This window comes from Stenotrophomonas sp. GL_111, assembly GCF_057835245.1.
In genome coordinates this window covers 172,168-188,714 of record NZ_CM174421.1, presented here as the reverse complement: position 1 = coordinate 188,714, position 16,547 = coordinate 172,168, and the positions used below count along the sequence as shown (strand labels likewise).

The following is a 16,547-nucleotide window of genomic DNA, read 5'->3' as shown; positions in this document are numbered from 1 at the left end:
ACGTGGCACCTGCCAGGCAATCGCGCGACACTGCGCGCGGGAGACAACGAGGGTGCGATGAACCAGAGTCCAGCACTGTTGCGACGCCTGCTGCGCGCCAAGGACCGCATGGACCAGGCCCCGCACGAGGCCTGGCCGATCCAGCGGCTGGCGGAAGTGAGTGCGGTATCGGCGGCCTATTTCGCGCGACAGTTCCGCCAGGCTTTCGGCCTGCCGCCGCACCGCTACCTGCTCACGCGTCGCATCGAGCGTGCCGTCGCCCTGTGCCGGGAGACCGCGCTGCCCATTACCGAGATCGCCTACCAGACCGGCTGGTCCAGCCTGGGCACGTTCGGGCGCATCTTCCATGACATCACCGGCTGCAGCCCGGGCGAAGTCCGCGCCCGCGCGCAGCCAGTCGTGCCCCTGCCGGCGCTGCCACCGGAGTGCCTGGTGCGGGCGTCAGGGCGGCCAGACCTGACCAGCGCAGTTTCGGAGAAGCGGCGGCGCAAGGCCACTGCTACAAAGCAACCTCACCCAACGGAGGTTCCCTGATGGAAGGTATCAATGTGGTTGGCCTGTACGTGCGCGACCAGGACGAGGCACTGGCGTTCTACGTGGGCAAACTCGGCTTCCAGGTGCATACCGATGCCGGCAACGGCGACTACCGCTGGCTGACCGTGCAGCACCCCGACCAACCCGGCATCCAGCTGGGCCTGTTCCGGCCGGGACCCCCGGTGCACGATGCGGCCACCGCGCAGGCGCTCGACGCCCTGGTCGCCAAGGGCGCGATGCCGCCGTTGGTGCTGCACGTGGCCGACTGCCGTGCGTCCCATCAGCGCCTGGCCGCGCTCGGCGTGGAGTTCACCCAGGCACCGGTGGACCGCTATGGCAGCGTGGATGCCGGCTTCCGCGATCCGTCCGGCAACGGCTGGAAGATGATCCAGCCGCCACCGGCCCGGTGACACCCGCGCGGCGCGTCAGGCGCCGCCTTCGGCGTGCGGATGCGACGAACGACGGCGGAACTTCCGCGACAGCCATTCGCCCAGATCGTCCATCACGGTGAACGCCGCCGGGATCACGATCAGGCTCAGCAGCGTGGAGGTGATCAGGCCGCCGATCACGGCAATCGCCATCGGTGCACGGAAGCTGGAGTCACCGGCGAAGCCCAGCGCGATCGGCATCATGCCTGCGCCCATCGCCAGGGTGGTCATGATGATCGGCTGGGCGCGCTTGCGGCAGGCATCGATCAGCGCATCGTGCTGGCTCATGCCGTGTTCGTCCTCGGCCATCACCGCGTAGTCCACCAGCAGGATGGAGTTCTTGGTGGCGATGCCGATCAGCATCAGCAGGCCGATCAACGCCGGCAGCGAGAGCATGTTCTGGGTGATCAGCAGCGCCCCGAACGCGCCGCCGGCACACAACGGCACGGCCGCCAGAATGGTGACCGGCATCAGCGCGTGATTGAACAGCAGCAACAGCACCATGTAGATGCAGATCAGTCCGGCGGCCATCGCCAGCAGGAAGCCGATGAACAACTCCACGAACACTTCGGCATCGCCGGTGTTGAGGAAGGTGACACCCGGCGGGAGTTGCTTGACGCTGGGCAACGCCTGCACTTCGGTCATCACATCGCCCAGCGGACGGCCGTTGAGTTCGGCGGTCAGGGTCACGTTGCGCTGGCGCTGGTAGCGCGAAATCTGCGAAGGCCCACTGCCCTTTTCGATATCGGCCACCGCCGCCAGCGGCACCGGGCCGTTGCGGCCGGGCACGCGCAGTTGTCCGATCAACGCCGGGTTGGCCAGCGTGGCCTCGGCAAAACCCACCCGGATCGGCACCTGGCGGTCGGGCAGGTTGAGCTTGGCCAGGCGCTGCTCGTAGTCGCCGGCGGTGGCGATGCGCGCCGCTTCGGCGATGTCCGCCGTGGCCACGCCGAGGTCGGCCGCACGGGCGGCGTTGGGCACGATCTGCACTTCCGGGCGCAGCAGCGAGGCCGTCGAGGTCACGCTGCCCAGCCCCTGGATGCCGCGCAGGTCGCGCTCCAAGGCGGTGGATGCTTCCTGCAGGCGCTGCGGGTCATCGCCGGACAGCACCAGCTGCAGCAGGTTGCCCGGTTCGGAGCTGACATAGCTCACGCGCACGCCGGGCAGGTTGGCCAGCTTGTGCCGCGCCTCGCGCTCCAGTGCCCGCTGGTCGCGCTCACGCGTATTGGCCGTGCCCCAGTCCAGCACCAGCGTGGCCTTGCGCGCCTCACCGACACCGGTGGTGCTGGGGTCACCCAGATCCAGCACGCTGCCCACCGCGGTGTAGACCTGCTTGAGTTCGGGCATGTCCTTGAGCAGCGCGCGGGCATGCTCGGCCACGGCCACCGTTTCCTGCAGGCGCGTGCCCGGCGGCAGTTCCAGGTTGAGGTTGCTGCGGCCCAGGTCGGACTGCGGAATGAAGGTGGCCGGGATGAAGGGCACCAGCGCCAGCGACGCCACGAACAGGCCGGTGGCCAGCCACAGCGTGCGGCCACGGTGGCGCAATGCGGCATCCACCCAGCCTAGGTACCAGGTCATCAGCTTGGACTCCGGCGGTTCCTCGCCGTGCGGCTTGAGTAGGTAGGCGGCCATCATCGGGGTGAGCAGGCGCGCCACCAGCAGCGAGAACAGCACTGCGGTGGCGGCGGTCCAGCCGAACTCGCGGAAGAACTTGCCGGCGATGCCGGGCATGAACGCCACCGGCACGAACACCGCGGCCAGGGTCAGCGAGGTGGCGATCACCGCGTTGCCGATCTCACCGGCCGCTTCGCGTGCGGCCTCCAGCGGCGGCTTGCCCATGCGCAGGTGGCGCACGATGTTCTCGATCTCCACGATCGCATCGTCAACCAGGATACCCACCACCACCGACAACGCCAGCAGCGTGATCATGTTCAGCGTGAAGCCGAAGAAGTACATCACCGCGAACGTGGGGATGATCGACAGCGGCAACGCCAGCGCGGCCACCCAGGTCGCGCGCCAGTCGCGCAGGAACAACCACACCACCAGCAACGCCAGCAGCGCGCCTTCATACAGCATCGTCATCGACGAATCGTAGGAGCGGTGCGTCTCGTCGATCGCGGTGGTGACCAGGCGGAAGTCGATGCCCGGATGCGCGGCCTTGATCGTGTCGAGCGCGGCATGCACACCGGCCTCCACCTTGACCTCGCTGGAGCCGCGCGTGCGCGACATCGAGAACGCCACCACTTCGCCGCCATCGAGCAGTGCCGCCTCGGTGGGGTCGGCTGCGGCATCGGTCACCGTGGCCAGGGTCGACAGCCGCACCGCGCGCCCGTCGGGCAAGGCGATGGAGTAGTCGCGCAGCGCCTGCGCATCCCCCACCGTCCCCAGCGTGCGGATGGTCTGCTGCGCGCCCTCGATCTCGGCCTTGCCACCGGCACGTTCGACCTGGATGCGGGCCAGCTGCTGGGACACGTTGCCGGCGGTGATGCCCATCGCGATCAAGGCATTGGGATCCAGGTCCACGCGGATCTGGCGCTGCACCCCGCCCACCCGGGTGACCCGGGCCACGCCCGGCACGCCGTACATCGCACGCGACACATCACGGTCGACGAACCAGCTGGCCTCGTCGGTGGTCATGTGCGGGGCGACCAGCGCGTAGGTCATCAGCGAGCCGCCGATATCGACCTTGGAGATCACCGGTTCCTGGATGTCCTGCGGCAGATCGGTGCGGATACGGGTCACCGCATCGCGGGTATCGTCCAGCGCGGTGGCCAGGTCGGCCTCGAGCTGGAATTCGATGGTGGTGGTGCTCACGCCCTCGCTGACCGTGGAGATCACGCGCTTGACGTTGTTGACCGTGGCCACCGAATCCTCGACCTTGCGGGTCACTTCGGCTTCAAGCTGGCTCGGCGAAGCACCGGGCTGGGTCACCGTCACCGTGGTCATCGGGAAGGCGATGTCGGGGAAGCGCGCCACTGGCAGCTGATAGAAGCCCCACAGGCCGGCCACGCACAGCACGAAGAAGATCAGCAGGGCCGGCAGCGGGCGCTTGATCGCCCAGGCGGAGATGTTCATCGCGCGCGCGCCTTGGCATCGGCCACCACACGCACGCGATCGCCCTCACCGAGGAAGCCGGCGCCATCCACCACCACGCGGTCGCCGGCTTTCAGGCCTTCCAGGATCGCGGTCTGGCCGTTCACCGCCTGGCCGGTGCGCACGCGATGGCGCGCGGCCTGCTGCTTGTCGGTCACGCTGAACACATAGCTGTGGCCGTCGCGCTGCACGATCGCCGCAGTGGGAATGGTCAGGGCCTGGCCGTCGCCGGTGACGATGCGGCCTTCCACAAAGATGCCCGGCTTGAGCGGCCCTGGCGTGGGCAGGTCGGCGTACAGCGTGCCGGTGCGGGTCTGCGCATCCACGCCCGGGGTAACGGCGCGGAGACGGCCACTCACCACCTCACCGCCGTAAGGCAGTTCGACGGTGTTGCCGACCGTGACCTCGGCCAGTTGGTTCTCCGGCAGTTCCGCGCGCCACTCCAGGCGGCCGTCGCGGATCAGGCGCAGCAGCTCGGTGCCGGCCGACACCACCTGCCCGGGCTGCACCAGACGCTTGGAGATCAGGCCATCGGCCGGTGCGCGCAGATCGGCGAAGTCGCGGCGCAGTTGCGCGGCATCGCGGGCGGCGCGCGCGGTGGCGGTCTGCGCCTCGGCATTGATGCGGTTGGCGCGCAGTTCGTCCAGGCTGCTGGCGCTGATCAACTGCTGGGCCGCCAACTTGGCGCTGCGTTCGTAGTTCAGGCGCGCCAGTTCCTGCGCCGCCTGGGCCTGGCGCAGCGACGCATCGGCCTGCGCCAGTTCGCTGTCCAGGGTGCGATGGTCCAGCTGCAGCAGCACCTGGCCGCGCTTCACCCACTGGCCCACGTCCACCGGCAGCGCGGTCACCCGCTGGCCGCTGATCTCCACGCCCAGCTGCATTTCTTCGTACGCGGTGACCGGGCCGGAGACCAGCACCGTGCGCGCCATCGGCTGCTGCTGCGCGGTGGCCAGCGAGACCGGCAGCGCGGAGCTGTCAGCGGTGGCAGCGGCGGCGGCCTTGTCCTCGCCGCCTCCACACGCCGTCAGCAATGCCGCGATCAGGATCAGGGAGGTGGAGCGGAAGATTCGGGCACGCATCGAGGGGGTTTCCGTGTCGGAGCAGCGGGAACAAAAGGAAAGGACGACTCAGGGAGCAGGAGCAATGCGCAGTGCGATGCCGTCGAGCATCAAGCCAAGGCCCTGTTCGAAACGCGTGTCGAAATCGACCGCGCTCCAGACATCACGGGCCTGCCAGCAATGCGGAAAGCGCTCTTCGGCCAGGGCCATGAAGGCCTCGCCCAGCGCTTCCATGCTGCCGTCACCGGGCCAGGACTGCTCCTCGATGACGAAGCCCATCGTGTAATACACAAGATCCATCGCGGTGGTCGCCGCGAACGACGCTGGCGCACCGGCACCGACCATCGCCGCGATGCTGGCCTCGCCCACCCGCAGCACGTTCTCGGTAGCCAGGAAGGTGCCGGCATACACGCGCGCACCATCGCGACGCGCCTTGAAAGCATGGCGGAATTCGCGGCCGATCTGCAGCAGGGTCTGCCGCCACGGCTGACCCTCGGGGATCAGGCGGGCGACGTCGACGATCATCGCATCGGCCATGGCATCGATCAGCGCCTGCTTGCTCTTGAAGTACCAGTACAGCGACGGTGCACGGATGCCCAGCGAGCAGGCCACCTTGCGCAGGGTGACGCCCTCCAGGCCGGCCTCGTCCAGGATCCGGAATGCCGCCTCGACGATGTTGTCCCGCGCGATCGGTTGACGCACCTCGAGCCCTGCCTAACGTTGTTAGGGGGCGAATCTAACAGCGTTAGGTTGACGCTGGCAAGGCCCGGCCGCAGGGCGCCATCGGGCAGGTTCAGAGCTTCAAGGTGAGACCCACGTAGACCGAACGCCCCGGCGCCGGGGAGTACATCGGCTGCGCCTGCTCCCAGAAGAAGCTGTCGTACCAGGCGTAGGCATACGCCCGCCCGGTCACGTTCTTCACCTGCAGGTCCACGCGCCAGGCGGGGCTGATCTGGTAGCGGGCGCTGAGGTCCAGCACGGCATAACCGCCGGTCTTGCCCGCCACGTTGTGTTCTTCCAGGTAGTAGTCGCCCTGCGCGCGCCCCTGCAGGCCCAGCTGCAGGGCATCGTTGGCCTGGTAGTCCAGGCCGATGTTGCTGATGTGGCGCGGGGTGGCGGCCACCTCGTGCCCTTCCAGCGACAGGCCGGCACCGCGATCATCACGGGTGATCTTCGCTTCCTGGTAGGCGTGCGCGCCCCACACCGTCCAACGCTCGCCCAGCGGCGCGCTGATCTGCGCATCCACCCCGCGGCGGCGGGTCTTGCCCAGCGTCACGGTAGTGCCGGTGGCGGGCATGTTGGACACCTCGTTCGCGGCATCCTGCTGCCACACCGCGACGCGTGCCTGGCTGCCGGGCAGCGGGCTGAAGGTAAGGCCCAGCTCCATGCCCTTGTTGGCCGACGGGCGCATCGCCGCCTGCCCCGGGGTGAGATAGGCCGGCGCAGTGGCGCCGGTAAGCACCTGGAAGGTGCGGCCCCAGTTCGCATACAGGTTGCTGGTGGGCGTCAGCGCGTAGACCACGCTCAGCTTGGGCTGCGCGATGCTGCCGTAGCGCTGCAAGGGGGCATGGATACCGCCCAGCAGGTGGGTCGAGCCGTCGAAGCGGTCCACGCGGTAGCCCGGGACGATCTTCAAGCGGGGCGTCGGTTGGTAGATCGCCTGCACGTACGCGCCCCAGTTGTCGAAACGGTGGCGATCATCGTTCTGGACGCGTGCAGGTGTGCTCCAGAAATCGGTGGGCTCGGTGTAGCTGAAACGCTCGCGCTTGTAGCGGTTGTCCTGGTGCTCATGGTTGACGCCGCCTTCCACGGTCAGCGCGTTCGTGGCCTTCCAGGTCAGAGTGCTGAGCAGGCCGATCTGCGTTTCGTCCCATACCCGGCGCTGTCGTGGCGCATTGCCAACCGGCAGGTTGCTGAAGGTGACCTGGCGCTCGTCCTTGTAGCGGTTGTAGTAGAGCTTGGTGCCCAGGAAGAGATTCGGGCGGAGGTGCATGTCCAGGTGCACGCCGATCTGGCGCATGGTGCGGTCATCGCCATCATTGCCGTTGCGGCGGTCCGAGCCACGCCGGTCGGCCTTGAGCTCCGCGGCGGTCATGAAGCCCGGTTCTTCGGCCTCCTGGTGATAGGCGCGCGCGGTCAGGCCGATGCGCATGCTGTCGTCGGCGGCGGTGTAAAACCACTTGCCGCCGAGCACATGCTTCTTCGAGGCGTCATGTGCGCGGTAGCCGTCCGAGGCCTGGCGGCCGATGAAGTAGTTCTGCGCCACGCCCTCGCGCTCGCGGCCCACCGCCAGCTGCACATCGCGGGTGTTGTCGCTGCCGTAGGCCAGGCGGGCATCGGTGTAGCTGCCGCCTTGGCGGGTACCGAAATTGACGTTGCCCCCGATGTTGTGCAGGCCATAGCGCGGGTCATTGGTGCCGCGTACGACCTCGATATAGCTGATTTCCAGTGGGAACAGCATGTCGATGTAGCGCTGGTTGCCACTGTTGACGTTGCTGGGAATGCCGTCGATCAACGTCTTGATCGCGTTGAGATAGCCCTCGCCGTTGAAGGCCCGGAAGCTGACCTTGCCCGACTCGGCGCCCTGCCGGGTTTCGGTGAGCTGGATACCCGGCATCTGTCCGAGCAGCTCCCAGCTCTGTGAGACGTTGCGGTCCTGGATCTGGTCGGCGCCCAGCACATCCACGGAAGTGAGCACCTGATGGGCGGTGAGCTGCCCTTCGGCGTGCTGGTGGACATCGACCTTGCCCAGGGTCAGTGCCGAGCCGGACGACTGGGCGCGCGATTCGGGGGCAAGTAGCGCGGCCGAGAGGGCCACCGTCAACGCGTGGATCTTCATGGGTACAAAAAGGACCTGAAACGGAAAGGGAAGGCGGGAATGGACCCGACAATGTGACGTTATAACATTCTTCACATTGTCTGGCAGCAGCGAATGCAGGCCTGCCTGCGGCGGCGCCTCGGACTCGAACATGTCGTTATGTAACAAACGCGAATGCGTCGTGATAGCATTGTTAACAATCCATGAAATCCCACACGGATGTCCCAGCCATCGCCAGCGGACCCTCTTTCCCAGGAGTTCTGCCCGATGCCACGTCCATTCACGCCGTCACACCGCCCCTCTGCCGCAGCGCTGGCCACCGCCATCTGCCTGGCCCTGTCCGCCCACGCGCAGGCCGCCCCCGCAGGCGACGCGTCCGCTGCCAAGCAGATGGACACCGTGGTGATCACCGCTACCGGTGCGCAGCAATGGATCAAGGACGCGCCGGCCAGCATCAGCGTCATCAGCCGTGAGGAGATCGAGCGCAAGCCGGTCAGCAGCATCGGCCAGCTGCTCAGCACCGTGCCCGGCGTGACCGGCGGCTATGCGCTGTCCGGCGCGCAGTCCAAGATCCGCCTGCGCGGCCTGCCCGAGCAGTACACCCTGATCCTGATCGATGGCCGCCGCCAGGGAAATTCCTCCGGCGTGAACTACCGCGACGACCTCGGCCCGCAGGATCTGAACTGGCTGTCGCCGGACATGATCGAGCGCATCGAAGTGGTGCGGGGCCCGATGTCCTCGCTGTACGGATCGGACGCGATGGGCGGGGTGATCAACATCATCACCCGCAAGATCGCACCCGAATGGGGTGGCTCGGTCACCTACAACTACAGCAAGCCCGACGCCTCCAATCGCGGCGACACCACCCAGATGGGCGCGTTGTTCAGCGGCCCGTTGACGCAGAACCTGGGCGTGCGGATCGGCGCCAACGTGACCGACCGCGAATCCGATCGCGGCGCGCGGCAGACACCTGGCAACAAGGCCGAGAACACCAATGTGCTGTTCAACTGGCGCATCAACGATGACCACACCGTAGGCGTGGAAGCCTCGCGCGGCGTGCAGCGCAACACCAGTACCGGTGCGGTGCGCAGCTGGGGCCTGTCCAAGCTGGTGCAGACCGGCTACGTGCTCCGCCACGACGGCCGCTACGGCGATGCCAGCACATCCAAGACCACGCTGGTGCAGAACGACTACGAGGACAAGAGCAGCACGCTCGGCAACCACGCCAAGGAAACCGTCTTCGATACCGCTTTCAGCACCGCCTTCGACCTGGGCGTGGAACACCGCCTCAACGTGGGCGGGCAGTGGAAGCGCGAGGAACTGCAGAACAACTACACGGTCGGCTCGGTACCGGTCACCTGGAACGGTGGTGGCCGCACCCGTCCGAAGGGCGAAGCCGATTCGTGGGCGCTGTTCGCCGAAGACAACATCGCGCTGCATGATCGCTTCACCCTCACCGTGGGCCTGCGTTGGGACAACACCGACAACTACGATGACAACCTGAGCCCGCGCATCTACGGCGTCTGGCATCCCTCCGATGCGTGGACGCTGCGCGGCGGCGTTTCGCAGGGCTTCCGCGCGCCCAACCTCAAGCAGGGCAGCGCCGGTTCGGCCACCCAGTCCGGTGGCAACGGCTGCGGCAGCCTCACCGTGGAAGGCTGGAGCACCCGCCTGGTGGATCCGGATGGCAACCGCGGCTGCTACATGGCCGGCAACCCGAACCTGGAACCGGAAACCAGCACCAACTACGAGATCGGCGCCGGCTTCGACCGCGATGGCTGGTCGGTGTCGGCCACCTACTTCCTGACCAACTTCGACGACAAGATCGAGCAGGTGCCGCTGCGGGATATCCCGGGCTTCACCTCCAGCTTCGTCAACGGCTACTGGTGGACGGTGGCGCAGAACGTGCAGAAGGCACGCACCCGCGGTATCGAAGCCAGCGTCACCGTGCCGCTGCACGAGCGCCTGAGCTGGACCACCAACGCCACGCGCCTGCTGGAGTCCAAGAACCTCACTACCGGCACCAACCTGCTGGTGGTGCCCAAGCTCACCGCCAACACCTCGCTGGACTGGCAGGTCACCGATGCGTGGTCGTTGAGTCTGAGCGCACAGCACATCGGCGAGCAGCTGGTCTCCACCAGCAGTTCCACCTTCGCCAAGGCCTACACCACCTGGGACCTGGTCACGGGTTTCGACGTCAACGCGAACCTGCGGCTGCGCGCCGGCGTGCGCAATCTTGGCGATGTTTCCACGCTGGAAGAAGGCAACAACTACGACGGCGGTGCACGTACGTTCTTCGTGGGGGCGACGGCGAGGTTCTGAGCGGGGAGATTCGCTGTCCCGTGACCGCGCCAGGATCGGCTGCTATCGGACCTGGCGCGGTGCGACATCGGGTCGCCTTCACAGGTAGTTGTCGCATCACTATCGTTTCCCAGCACCGTGAACACCGCCAGCAGCAGAGCCTCCTTGCCGGCCTCACCGTCCTGCTCCCGTGGACCGGGCTGCGTATGGGGTTTGGATGCGTGCAGGAACGCCACGTCGTTGGAGGTATATATGCCCGAAAGCAGAAGCCCCGGCTGCTCAGTCAATCCAGGGAATGCCCGGCGTGCGCTTTTGGTACACGCCGGGCGTCACGGGCAAGCGGAAAAGATCAGCAGACGGCTCGCTGATCAACTCAGTCGTCGTGGTATCCAATCTACGGTTGCAGACGTCATCGCAGCGCCGAACGAACTGACTGCGTTCTCAGTCGTATGCCTTGTCGCGTCCATCAAGTACGGGCGATTTCGACGCGAGGTGCGTTCGTTCATTGAATCACATGCTCCCGTTCTTGGTTGCAGGACAACCGCGATGATCACGGTCAGTCTTCTAGCGCGCCGTGAAGACAAGCGATCCAGCATGACCAACCCTTACACCCGGGCGCTGTTGTCACTTGCTCACGAGAATCATTGGAACCCCGATATCACTGAATCGGTGGCAGGGGCCCTGCGTCATCGAAGCCACGGATTTCTGGATGACCTGATGATCAGAGCCTTCATGCGATATGCGTCCACGCTTCCGGTGGTCGGCAACAATCTCGAGTACACCGACTGGCCGGGCGTTGATCGCATCGCAGAGCAATTGGTCAGGACGGAGGCGGGCAAGCTGGATGCAGCAGGAATTTTGCCATCGTGCGTGCGCCCAATGAACGCGTAGTCCGCGTGGTCAGGGCTGTGCATGTCTCAAACGATGATGCATTCTTCCTGCGACTTATTGGGGGTTGAGATGGCGGACCGAAATCCATTGGAAGCCATAGGGCTTCATGACTCATCGCTCGACTCGATACAGGTGTCAATCCTGGACAAGACCTGCCTTGTGCGGGTCTTGGGCGTGACCGGAGACATACCGGAGGGGGCTGGCGCTGACATCTCCTGTGGCGGTTTGGACTCGTTCTTCCTGACGCTCGAAAGCGAGGAGATGCTCGACAACGCCCGGCCAGGGAACGTGCAGGATGGCCATTTCGAAGGCGGGCAGGTGCTGCGCTTCTATCTGACCGGCGGCATGGTGGAAGCCAGGGTTGGCACCCTCGCAGCGCAGGTGAAATCGACGTCGAAGCACTGCTCTTTGACCGCTGAGCTTGAAGGCAAGCGAAGCAGGTTTGACTCGGATATCGCTACTGGGCTCGACTTCGCAGTCTTGACGGGTTTCTGGTATTCCGATGTCCGCAAGGCGTTCTGTGCCCGGTTACTTGTGCCGAATGTTTCTCTACCTGAGCGCGTGCCGGAATCGGTTGAGCGCGTGCCGGTATCTGTCTACTTTGAGGCCGTCAGGTCATGCACGGTGAGATTTGACTCATCTGCGATGCTCGGCCATGAGCCATTCGGGAATGTAAAAGGCTGCATTGTTGACGATAATCGCGGTGTGTCTTGGTTGTACCTGCGCAACGGGATCATTGAAGTGTCTGCCGGTGCTGCATCCATGACGTTCGGCTAGGTTCGGCATTTCGCCTTGTTGTCGTTGATTCGTGTGCGCTGGGCACTCAACCCCGGCTCGCATTGATGCGCGACGGCGCAGGATTTTTTTCTTCACCAACCCTTTGGGGTCAGTCAAAAACGAAGCCCCCATTGGGGGGGCTTCGTTTGTTCATTGCGGCGGGTCAAGGCGCGCGATGCGCGAACCTACTCCGTTGATTGAATGGGCTCTATACAGCGGCCTCTACTTTTTCACCCAATACCATACAGTGTGGCTGGCGGGATCAACGGCTACTCCTGCAGGAAGAACGGTTTTGGCATGATGCATCTCGGGACAGAAGTACAAATCCCATTTCCCTTGCGCTTTTTCATCACTCCCTTCTGTCAGGCCTCCTGGCCACCACGAAGCGTTTCTCTTTGTTCTCCTTCGATCAGGCAGACCATATTTTGGACTCGTCGCACACCCGCTGATGAACCTGGAAATATCCACTCCATCAGATGAGAAACCAACCCACATCTCGCCGGAGTCGATGCTATGTACTTCCACTATCCGCCTGGCAGATTTCGGCAGCTCTTCTGGTAGCCAGCCAGATTCGAATGCCTCTCGCTCAACTGCTTCCGCGTGCGTCGCATATTGTTCCGATGAGATTTCATTGAGCCCGGCCAGCTTTGAGCATCCGGCGGCAGTTAGAGCTAGGCCGACGACGAGCGGGATCAAGAAGTTCATGGGTACGCGACCCCAGCGGGCATCAAATTTGAGCAGGAAATTGAGCAAGACTGGTTTCGTAGCCCTGCAGCAGTACCTTGACCATTTGCTCCGTTGTCAGCAGTGCGTTCATTGGCAAGCTCCCCCTTTCCATATTTCTGATACAACTCACGGGCTACACCGGCTGCAGCTGCGAACGATGCATCGAGTGCTCCACGAGAAAGAGCTTCGCACATGGCTAAGCAATGGTAGAACTTGTCGACACCTACAAGGTTTCTTGCAGCCATGTCATGGTCCCTCCGCCGAAGAATATCGAGCGCGTCAGCTGACACCGACATGATGGGAATGCGCACCCCTCTCCCACGTCATTTCATGACCACCGTTGTTGAATGTACCTCCTCTACTCCCCAGGGATCCACGAAGCGATGACGTTATTGCTGACCGAATTCTCCAAAGACGCCAGGCTTCGATTCTACCGGGCATCGCTGATGAGTCATCCAGCGCTGCGGTGGGCTTCCTCGAATCTGGCGGGTGTGCTCGGATCCGTACCGAGCACACCCGTGTCCAGGTCAAGCGGCATTGCGACGTGCATCAATGCTCAGGGGACCGGGGCCTGTGCACGCCAGGAACAGGAAACCACCGGCCATCGCGACGTTCTTGAGGAACATGATCAGCTGAGTCTGATCCGAAAACTGATGGTGGAAGACGATCGCCGTCACCAGACTGAAGCCTGCCAGAAGGATGGCCGTGACACGAGTGTGGAATCCCAGGATGATCAGCGCTGCGCTGCCAATTTCGAAGGCGATGGTTGGCCACAGCAACATGCTCGGAACACCCATCATGTCCATGTAACCGGCGATGGCTTGCGTACTACCGATCTTTGACAGACCCGACAGCAGAAAGACGACGACCATCAGCGTGCGGGCGATCGCCATGGCGATCGATTGAAGGGAAGTGTTCATGGTCATGGCTCACGGCTGACGAGGCGGGTTGGTGGTGGAAAAGATGTAACGAGCGAATCGCCATTGCCCGTCTTTTCCACGGTGCAGCAGGAAGATCTCTTGATTGGCTTCCGCCCCTGCCGGTCCATCGGAGGCCAGTACCTTTACCGTTCCGTTGGAACGCGTGCGGGCAAAGGCCCAGTCCGGCGATAGCGGCTGAATCTCATCAATGGTGAAATCGATGCTCAGCCGGATTGTCTTGAAGATCTGTTGATAGGCAGATCGGATTGCTCCGGCCCCCGCTACCGGCAGACTATGTTGCGGCATGAAGACCGCATCGTCCGCGTAAAGGCGCATGACGGCGTCAACGTCAGCACTGTTGAGAGCCTGCTCATAGCGCTCAAGCTGACGGGTGATTGCCGTGCTGTCCAGGTTTGGCATCGCAGTCTTGCCGGAGGCAAGAACCGCGAAAGGCGACAAGGCCAATAGAATTGCGAGTGAGGCGAGATAGGTACGCATGGGGATTCTCCAGTATCTGTGAGAGGTCAAAGCTGTACGACGAACTTTCCAAGGGCCGCATTGCCTTCCATCAGTCGATGGGCCTGCCGTACGTCGTCGAAATCAAAGGTTCTGGTACGCAAGGAGGGGATCCGGCCGGCGACAATCTCCTGCGCAATCCAGCGAAGCGGCGATTCGCTTAGCGGCAATGCGGCGGTGCCAAGCAGTCCACTCGGGAAGAAGTTGAGATGGACCGCGCCAGGAAGGTCCTGCATCAGGTGGAACGACTCGAGGACCGGTGCACCCCCCAGAAGGCCAATGACCGATGCGCCGCCGAAGGGGCGAAGCGCTTTGATCGAGTCTCGAAGCGTCGCCGCGCCGACAACTTCCAGCACGGCGTCGACGCCGCTTGGGAGCATGCGTCGAACCAGGCCTGCGATTTCTCCGGTATCAACGATGACCGCGTCAGCACCGGCTTCCTTCAACCGCGCTTCGTTGCCCGCCGTGCGCGTGGTAGCAATGACATTCAGTCCACGCGCCTTCGCGTAAGCAACGCTGGCCATGCCGACTGCCGAAGTAGCACCTCGGACCAGCAAGGTCTGCCCGCTCTGGATCTGGAGGCTATGATCCAGCGCACCCCAGGCGGTCAGATAGGACTCAGGCAGTGCCGCGAGCTCGTCCCAGGCCAGGTCGATACCGTCAAGCGAGATGAGATTCTGCGCAAGCACGCTCACCTGCTCGGCATAGCTGCCTGGCCGGCTGAACTGCAATCCGCCCATGGCCGTCGCGACACGCTGCCCCGTGCGGAAGGTGCCGGACGGATCTCGGATGACTTCACCCACGGCCTCGATACCGGGCACCACGGGGCTATCGATAGGACCCATCTTGCCCTGGCGTCGATAGATCTCCGCACGATTCAGCCCGAATGCGCGGACCCTGACGAGCACTTCATCGTTGCTGCTCAGGGGCGCACCAATATCCCGCAGCTGCAGAACCTCGGGGCCGCCGGCCTGTTCAATCACATATGCCTTCATGACTGATACCTCAGGAGCGCGGCTGGTTGGTGGCGAACAGGTAGCGATGGATCTTCCACTCGCCAGCCTCGAGGCGGAACACGAACAACTCGTTGTTGCCTTCAGCAACCTCGACATTGGCCGTCAGGATTCGGGTGCGGCCCGCCGAGCTTGTGCGGACCCAAGCCCACTCCCCAGCCTGAACGACTTCATGAATATCGAAGGTGACGTTGAGCTTGAGGGTGGCGAAGACCTGCTCGTAGCCCGCACGAACGGCATCACGCCCCTCCAGGGCGGGTGCGTTTTGCGGCATGAACACCGGCTCGGCGCTGTAGAGGCTCAGAATGCTGTCGGTATCGTTGCCATTCAGGGCGGTTTCGTAGGACTTGAGAACTGCTGCAATAGACATTGGATGCTCCCGTTGGCTCACCGGGGATCGGTGGCGTGGAGCAACTTTGCTGGTTTCAAAAATGAGATAGAAGCCTCATATTTGAGATCAGGCCTGCCATATATGAGAGGTTGTTCGTGGACTTGAACGCGGTACAGATGTTTGTCGGGGTCGTTCAGGCCGGGAGCATCTCGGCCGCAGCCGAGCGGCTCAAGCTGCCTCTGCCTACCGTGAGCAGGCGGGTTCGCGAACTCGAGCGCGAATTGAACGTTCAGCTGCTGGAGCGTTCTGCTCGAGGCACTCGCCTGACAGACGCCGGCGCACGCTTGTATGAGCACGCGGTGCGCGGAATTGAGCTGCTCGCCGAGGCACAGCAATCCGTTGTCAGTGACCAGGCGCGCCTGAAGGGGCGCCTGAGGTTGTCACTTCCACCTGCGTTCGAGCCTTGGTGGGAGCTGCTCTCGCGGTTCCAGTTGCAGTATCCGGACATTCAATTGCAGGTGCACACGACGGAACGTCGCATCGATCTGATTGAAGACGGAATTGATGTTGCGCTCCGCGTCGGCACCATTACCCATGAAGCCATGGTGGCAAGAAGGGTGTTGGAGTATCGCCATCTACTGGTCGCATCTCCAGCTCTGATAGAACGCCTTGGAGTTCCGCAGTCGATTGACGATCTTCATCGATTTCCGTGTGCCACTTGGGTCCTTGGTGCGAATGCGCCAAACCGTTGGCTACTTGGGGGGGCCTCTGTTGAGCCTCGCAGTGTCCTCGCCACGAATGACTACGCACATCTGCGCAGTCGTGCTTTGGCCGGAGATGTGCTGACTGAGCTGCCACCATTCTTGGCGGCAGACGCACTCCGCGCGGGCGACCTCGTGGAGCTGTTGCCACAGTGGCCATTGCCCCAGCAACAGATCCATCTGCTGTACCCCTCGCATAGGCATCCTTCCTCAATCATCAGGACTTACCTGGACTTCTGCCAGGCGGAGATCTCATTGATCAGCAAGGACTGGCTGTAAAGCACGGGAGGCCTCCTCACGTATGTGCGGGAGTTGTGGCAACTGACGACCCGAGTTCCCTGAACCCCCCATTTATTCATGTACCGGTCAGTTCAAAATTC

Annotated in this window: 15 protein-coding genes and 1 pseudogene; 6 read left to right on the top strand and 10 right to left on the bottom strand. The window is 63.8% G+C overall.

The window, feature by feature from the left end; genetic code table 11:
- Positions 1-57: 57 nt before the first annotated feature.
- Positions 58-534, top strand: coding sequence for a helix-turn-helix domain-containing protein (locus tag AC3IPM_RS00815; protein ID WP_489302038.1), 477 nt, complete (start codon positions 58-60; stop codon positions 532-534).
- A complete protein-coding gene (locus AC3IPM_RS00810) occupies positions 534-944 on the top strand; it encodes a VOC family protein (RefSeq protein WP_489302037.1) in 411 nt (136 codons plus the stop codon). The genes AC3IPM_RS00815 and AC3IPM_RS00810 overlap by 1 nt, the downstream gene beginning before the upstream one ends.
- A gap of 15 nt (positions 945-959) precedes the next feature.
- On the opposite strand, the gene AC3IPM_RS00805 is transcribed toward AC3IPM_RS00810, so the two are convergent.
- The 4 genes from AC3IPM_RS00805 to AC3IPM_RS00790 form a co-directional block, all read right to left on the bottom strand.
- Complete coding sequence (locus AC3IPM_RS00805) at positions 960-4,037, bottom strand: efflux RND transporter permease subunit (protein ID WP_489302036.1); 3,078 nt, start codon at positions 4,035-4,037, stop codon at positions 960-962.
- Positions 4,034-5,134 carry an efflux RND transporter periplasmic adaptor subunit gene (locus AC3IPM_RS00800; RefSeq protein WP_489302035.1) on the bottom strand — a complete coding sequence of 367 codons (1,101 nt, stop codon included), beginning with the start codon at positions 5,132-5,134 and terminating at the stop codon, positions 4,034-4,036. Before AC3IPM_RS00800 ends, AC3IPM_RS00805 begins: the two co-directional genes overlap by 4 nt.
- A 48-nt stretch (positions 5,135-5,182) precedes the next feature.
- Positions 5,183-5,815 carry a TetR/AcrR family transcriptional regulator C-terminal domain-containing protein gene (locus AC3IPM_RS00795; protein ID WP_489302034.1) on the bottom strand — a complete coding sequence of 211 codons (633 nt, stop codon included), beginning with the start codon at positions 5,813-5,815 and terminating at the stop codon, positions 5,183-5,185.
- A gap of 91 nt (positions 5,816-5,906) precedes the next feature.
- Positions 5,907-7,952 (bottom strand): TonB-dependent receptor, encoded by a 2,046-nt coding sequence (locus tag AC3IPM_RS00790; RefSeq protein WP_489302033.1) that lies wholly within the window; start codon positions 7,950-7,952, stop codon positions 5,907-5,909.
- A gap of 246 nt (positions 7,953-8,198) precedes the next feature.
- Between AC3IPM_RS00790 and AC3IPM_RS00785 the strand changes: the two genes are divergently transcribed.
- From AC3IPM_RS00785 to AC3IPM_RS00775, 3 genes are all read left to right on the top strand, one after another.
- On the top strand, positions 8,199-10,253 hold the full coding sequence (locus tag AC3IPM_RS00785) for a TonB-dependent receptor domain-containing protein (protein WP_489302032.1): 2,055 nt from the start codon (positions 8,199-8,201) through the stop codon (positions 10,251-10,253).
- A 231-nt stretch (positions 10,254-10,484) separates the two neighbouring features.
- Positions 10,485-11,123 (top strand): flavodoxin domain-containing protein, encoded by a 639-nt coding sequence (locus AC3IPM_RS00780; RefSeq protein WP_489302031.1) that lies wholly within the window; start codon positions 10,485-10,487, stop codon positions 11,121-11,123.
- A 21-nt stretch (positions 11,124-11,144) separates the two neighbouring features.
- On the top strand, positions 11,145-11,900 hold the full coding sequence (locus AC3IPM_RS00775) for a hypothetical protein (RefSeq protein WP_489302030.1): 756 nt from the start codon (positions 11,145-11,147) through the stop codon (positions 11,898-11,900).
- Positions 11,901-12,122: 222 nt separating this feature from the next.
- Here the strand turns inward: AC3IPM_RS00775 and AC3IPM_RS00770 are convergent, their stop codons facing one another.
- The 6 genes and pseudogenes from AC3IPM_RS00770 to AC3IPM_RS00745 all read right to left on the bottom strand — a co-directional run bounded on the left by AC3IPM_RS00770 (position 12,123) and on the right by AC3IPM_RS00745 (position 15,445).
- Positions 12,123-12,653 (bottom strand): YbbD-related protein, encoded by a 531-nt coding sequence (locus AC3IPM_RS00770; protein WP_489302029.1) that lies wholly within the window; start codon positions 12,651-12,653, stop codon positions 12,123-12,125.
- A gap of 68 nt (positions 12,654-12,721) precedes the next feature.
- A pseudogene (locus AC3IPM_RS00765) lies at positions 12,722-12,871 on the bottom strand (hypothetical protein); the annotation flags it as partial.
- Positions 12,872-13,153: 282 nt separating this feature from the next.
- Positions 13,154-13,546: a DoxX family protein gene (locus AC3IPM_RS00760; RefSeq protein WP_489302028.1), complete on the bottom strand. Its 393-nt coding sequence runs from the start codon at positions 13,544-13,546 to the stop codon at positions 13,154-13,156.
- A gap of 9 nt (positions 13,547-13,555) precedes the next feature.
- Complete coding sequence (locus AC3IPM_RS00755; RefSeq protein ID WP_489302027.1) at positions 13,556-14,044, bottom strand: YybH family protein; 489 nt, start codon at positions 14,042-14,044, stop codon at positions 13,556-13,558.
- Between the two features lie 26 nt (positions 14,045-14,070).
- Positions 14,071-15,057, bottom strand: a complete 987-nt coding sequence (locus AC3IPM_RS00750) for a zinc-binding dehydrogenase (protein ID WP_489302026.1) — start codon at positions 15,055-15,057, stop codon at positions 14,071-14,073.
- 10 nt (positions 15,058-15,067) lie between these two features.
- Complete coding sequence (locus tag AC3IPM_RS00745) at positions 15,068-15,445, bottom strand: YybH family protein (protein WP_489302025.1); 378 nt, start codon at positions 15,443-15,445, stop codon at positions 15,068-15,070.
- Between the two features lie 116 nt (positions 15,446-15,561).
- Here AC3IPM_RS00745 and AC3IPM_RS00740 point away from each other — a divergent pair, with 116 nt between their 5' ends.
- Entirely contained in the window at positions 15,562-16,446 is an 885-nt protein-coding gene (locus tag AC3IPM_RS00740) for a LysR family transcriptional regulator (protein ID WP_489302024.1), read from the top strand.
- The last annotated feature ends 101 nt before the right edge of the window (positions 16,447-16,547 follow it).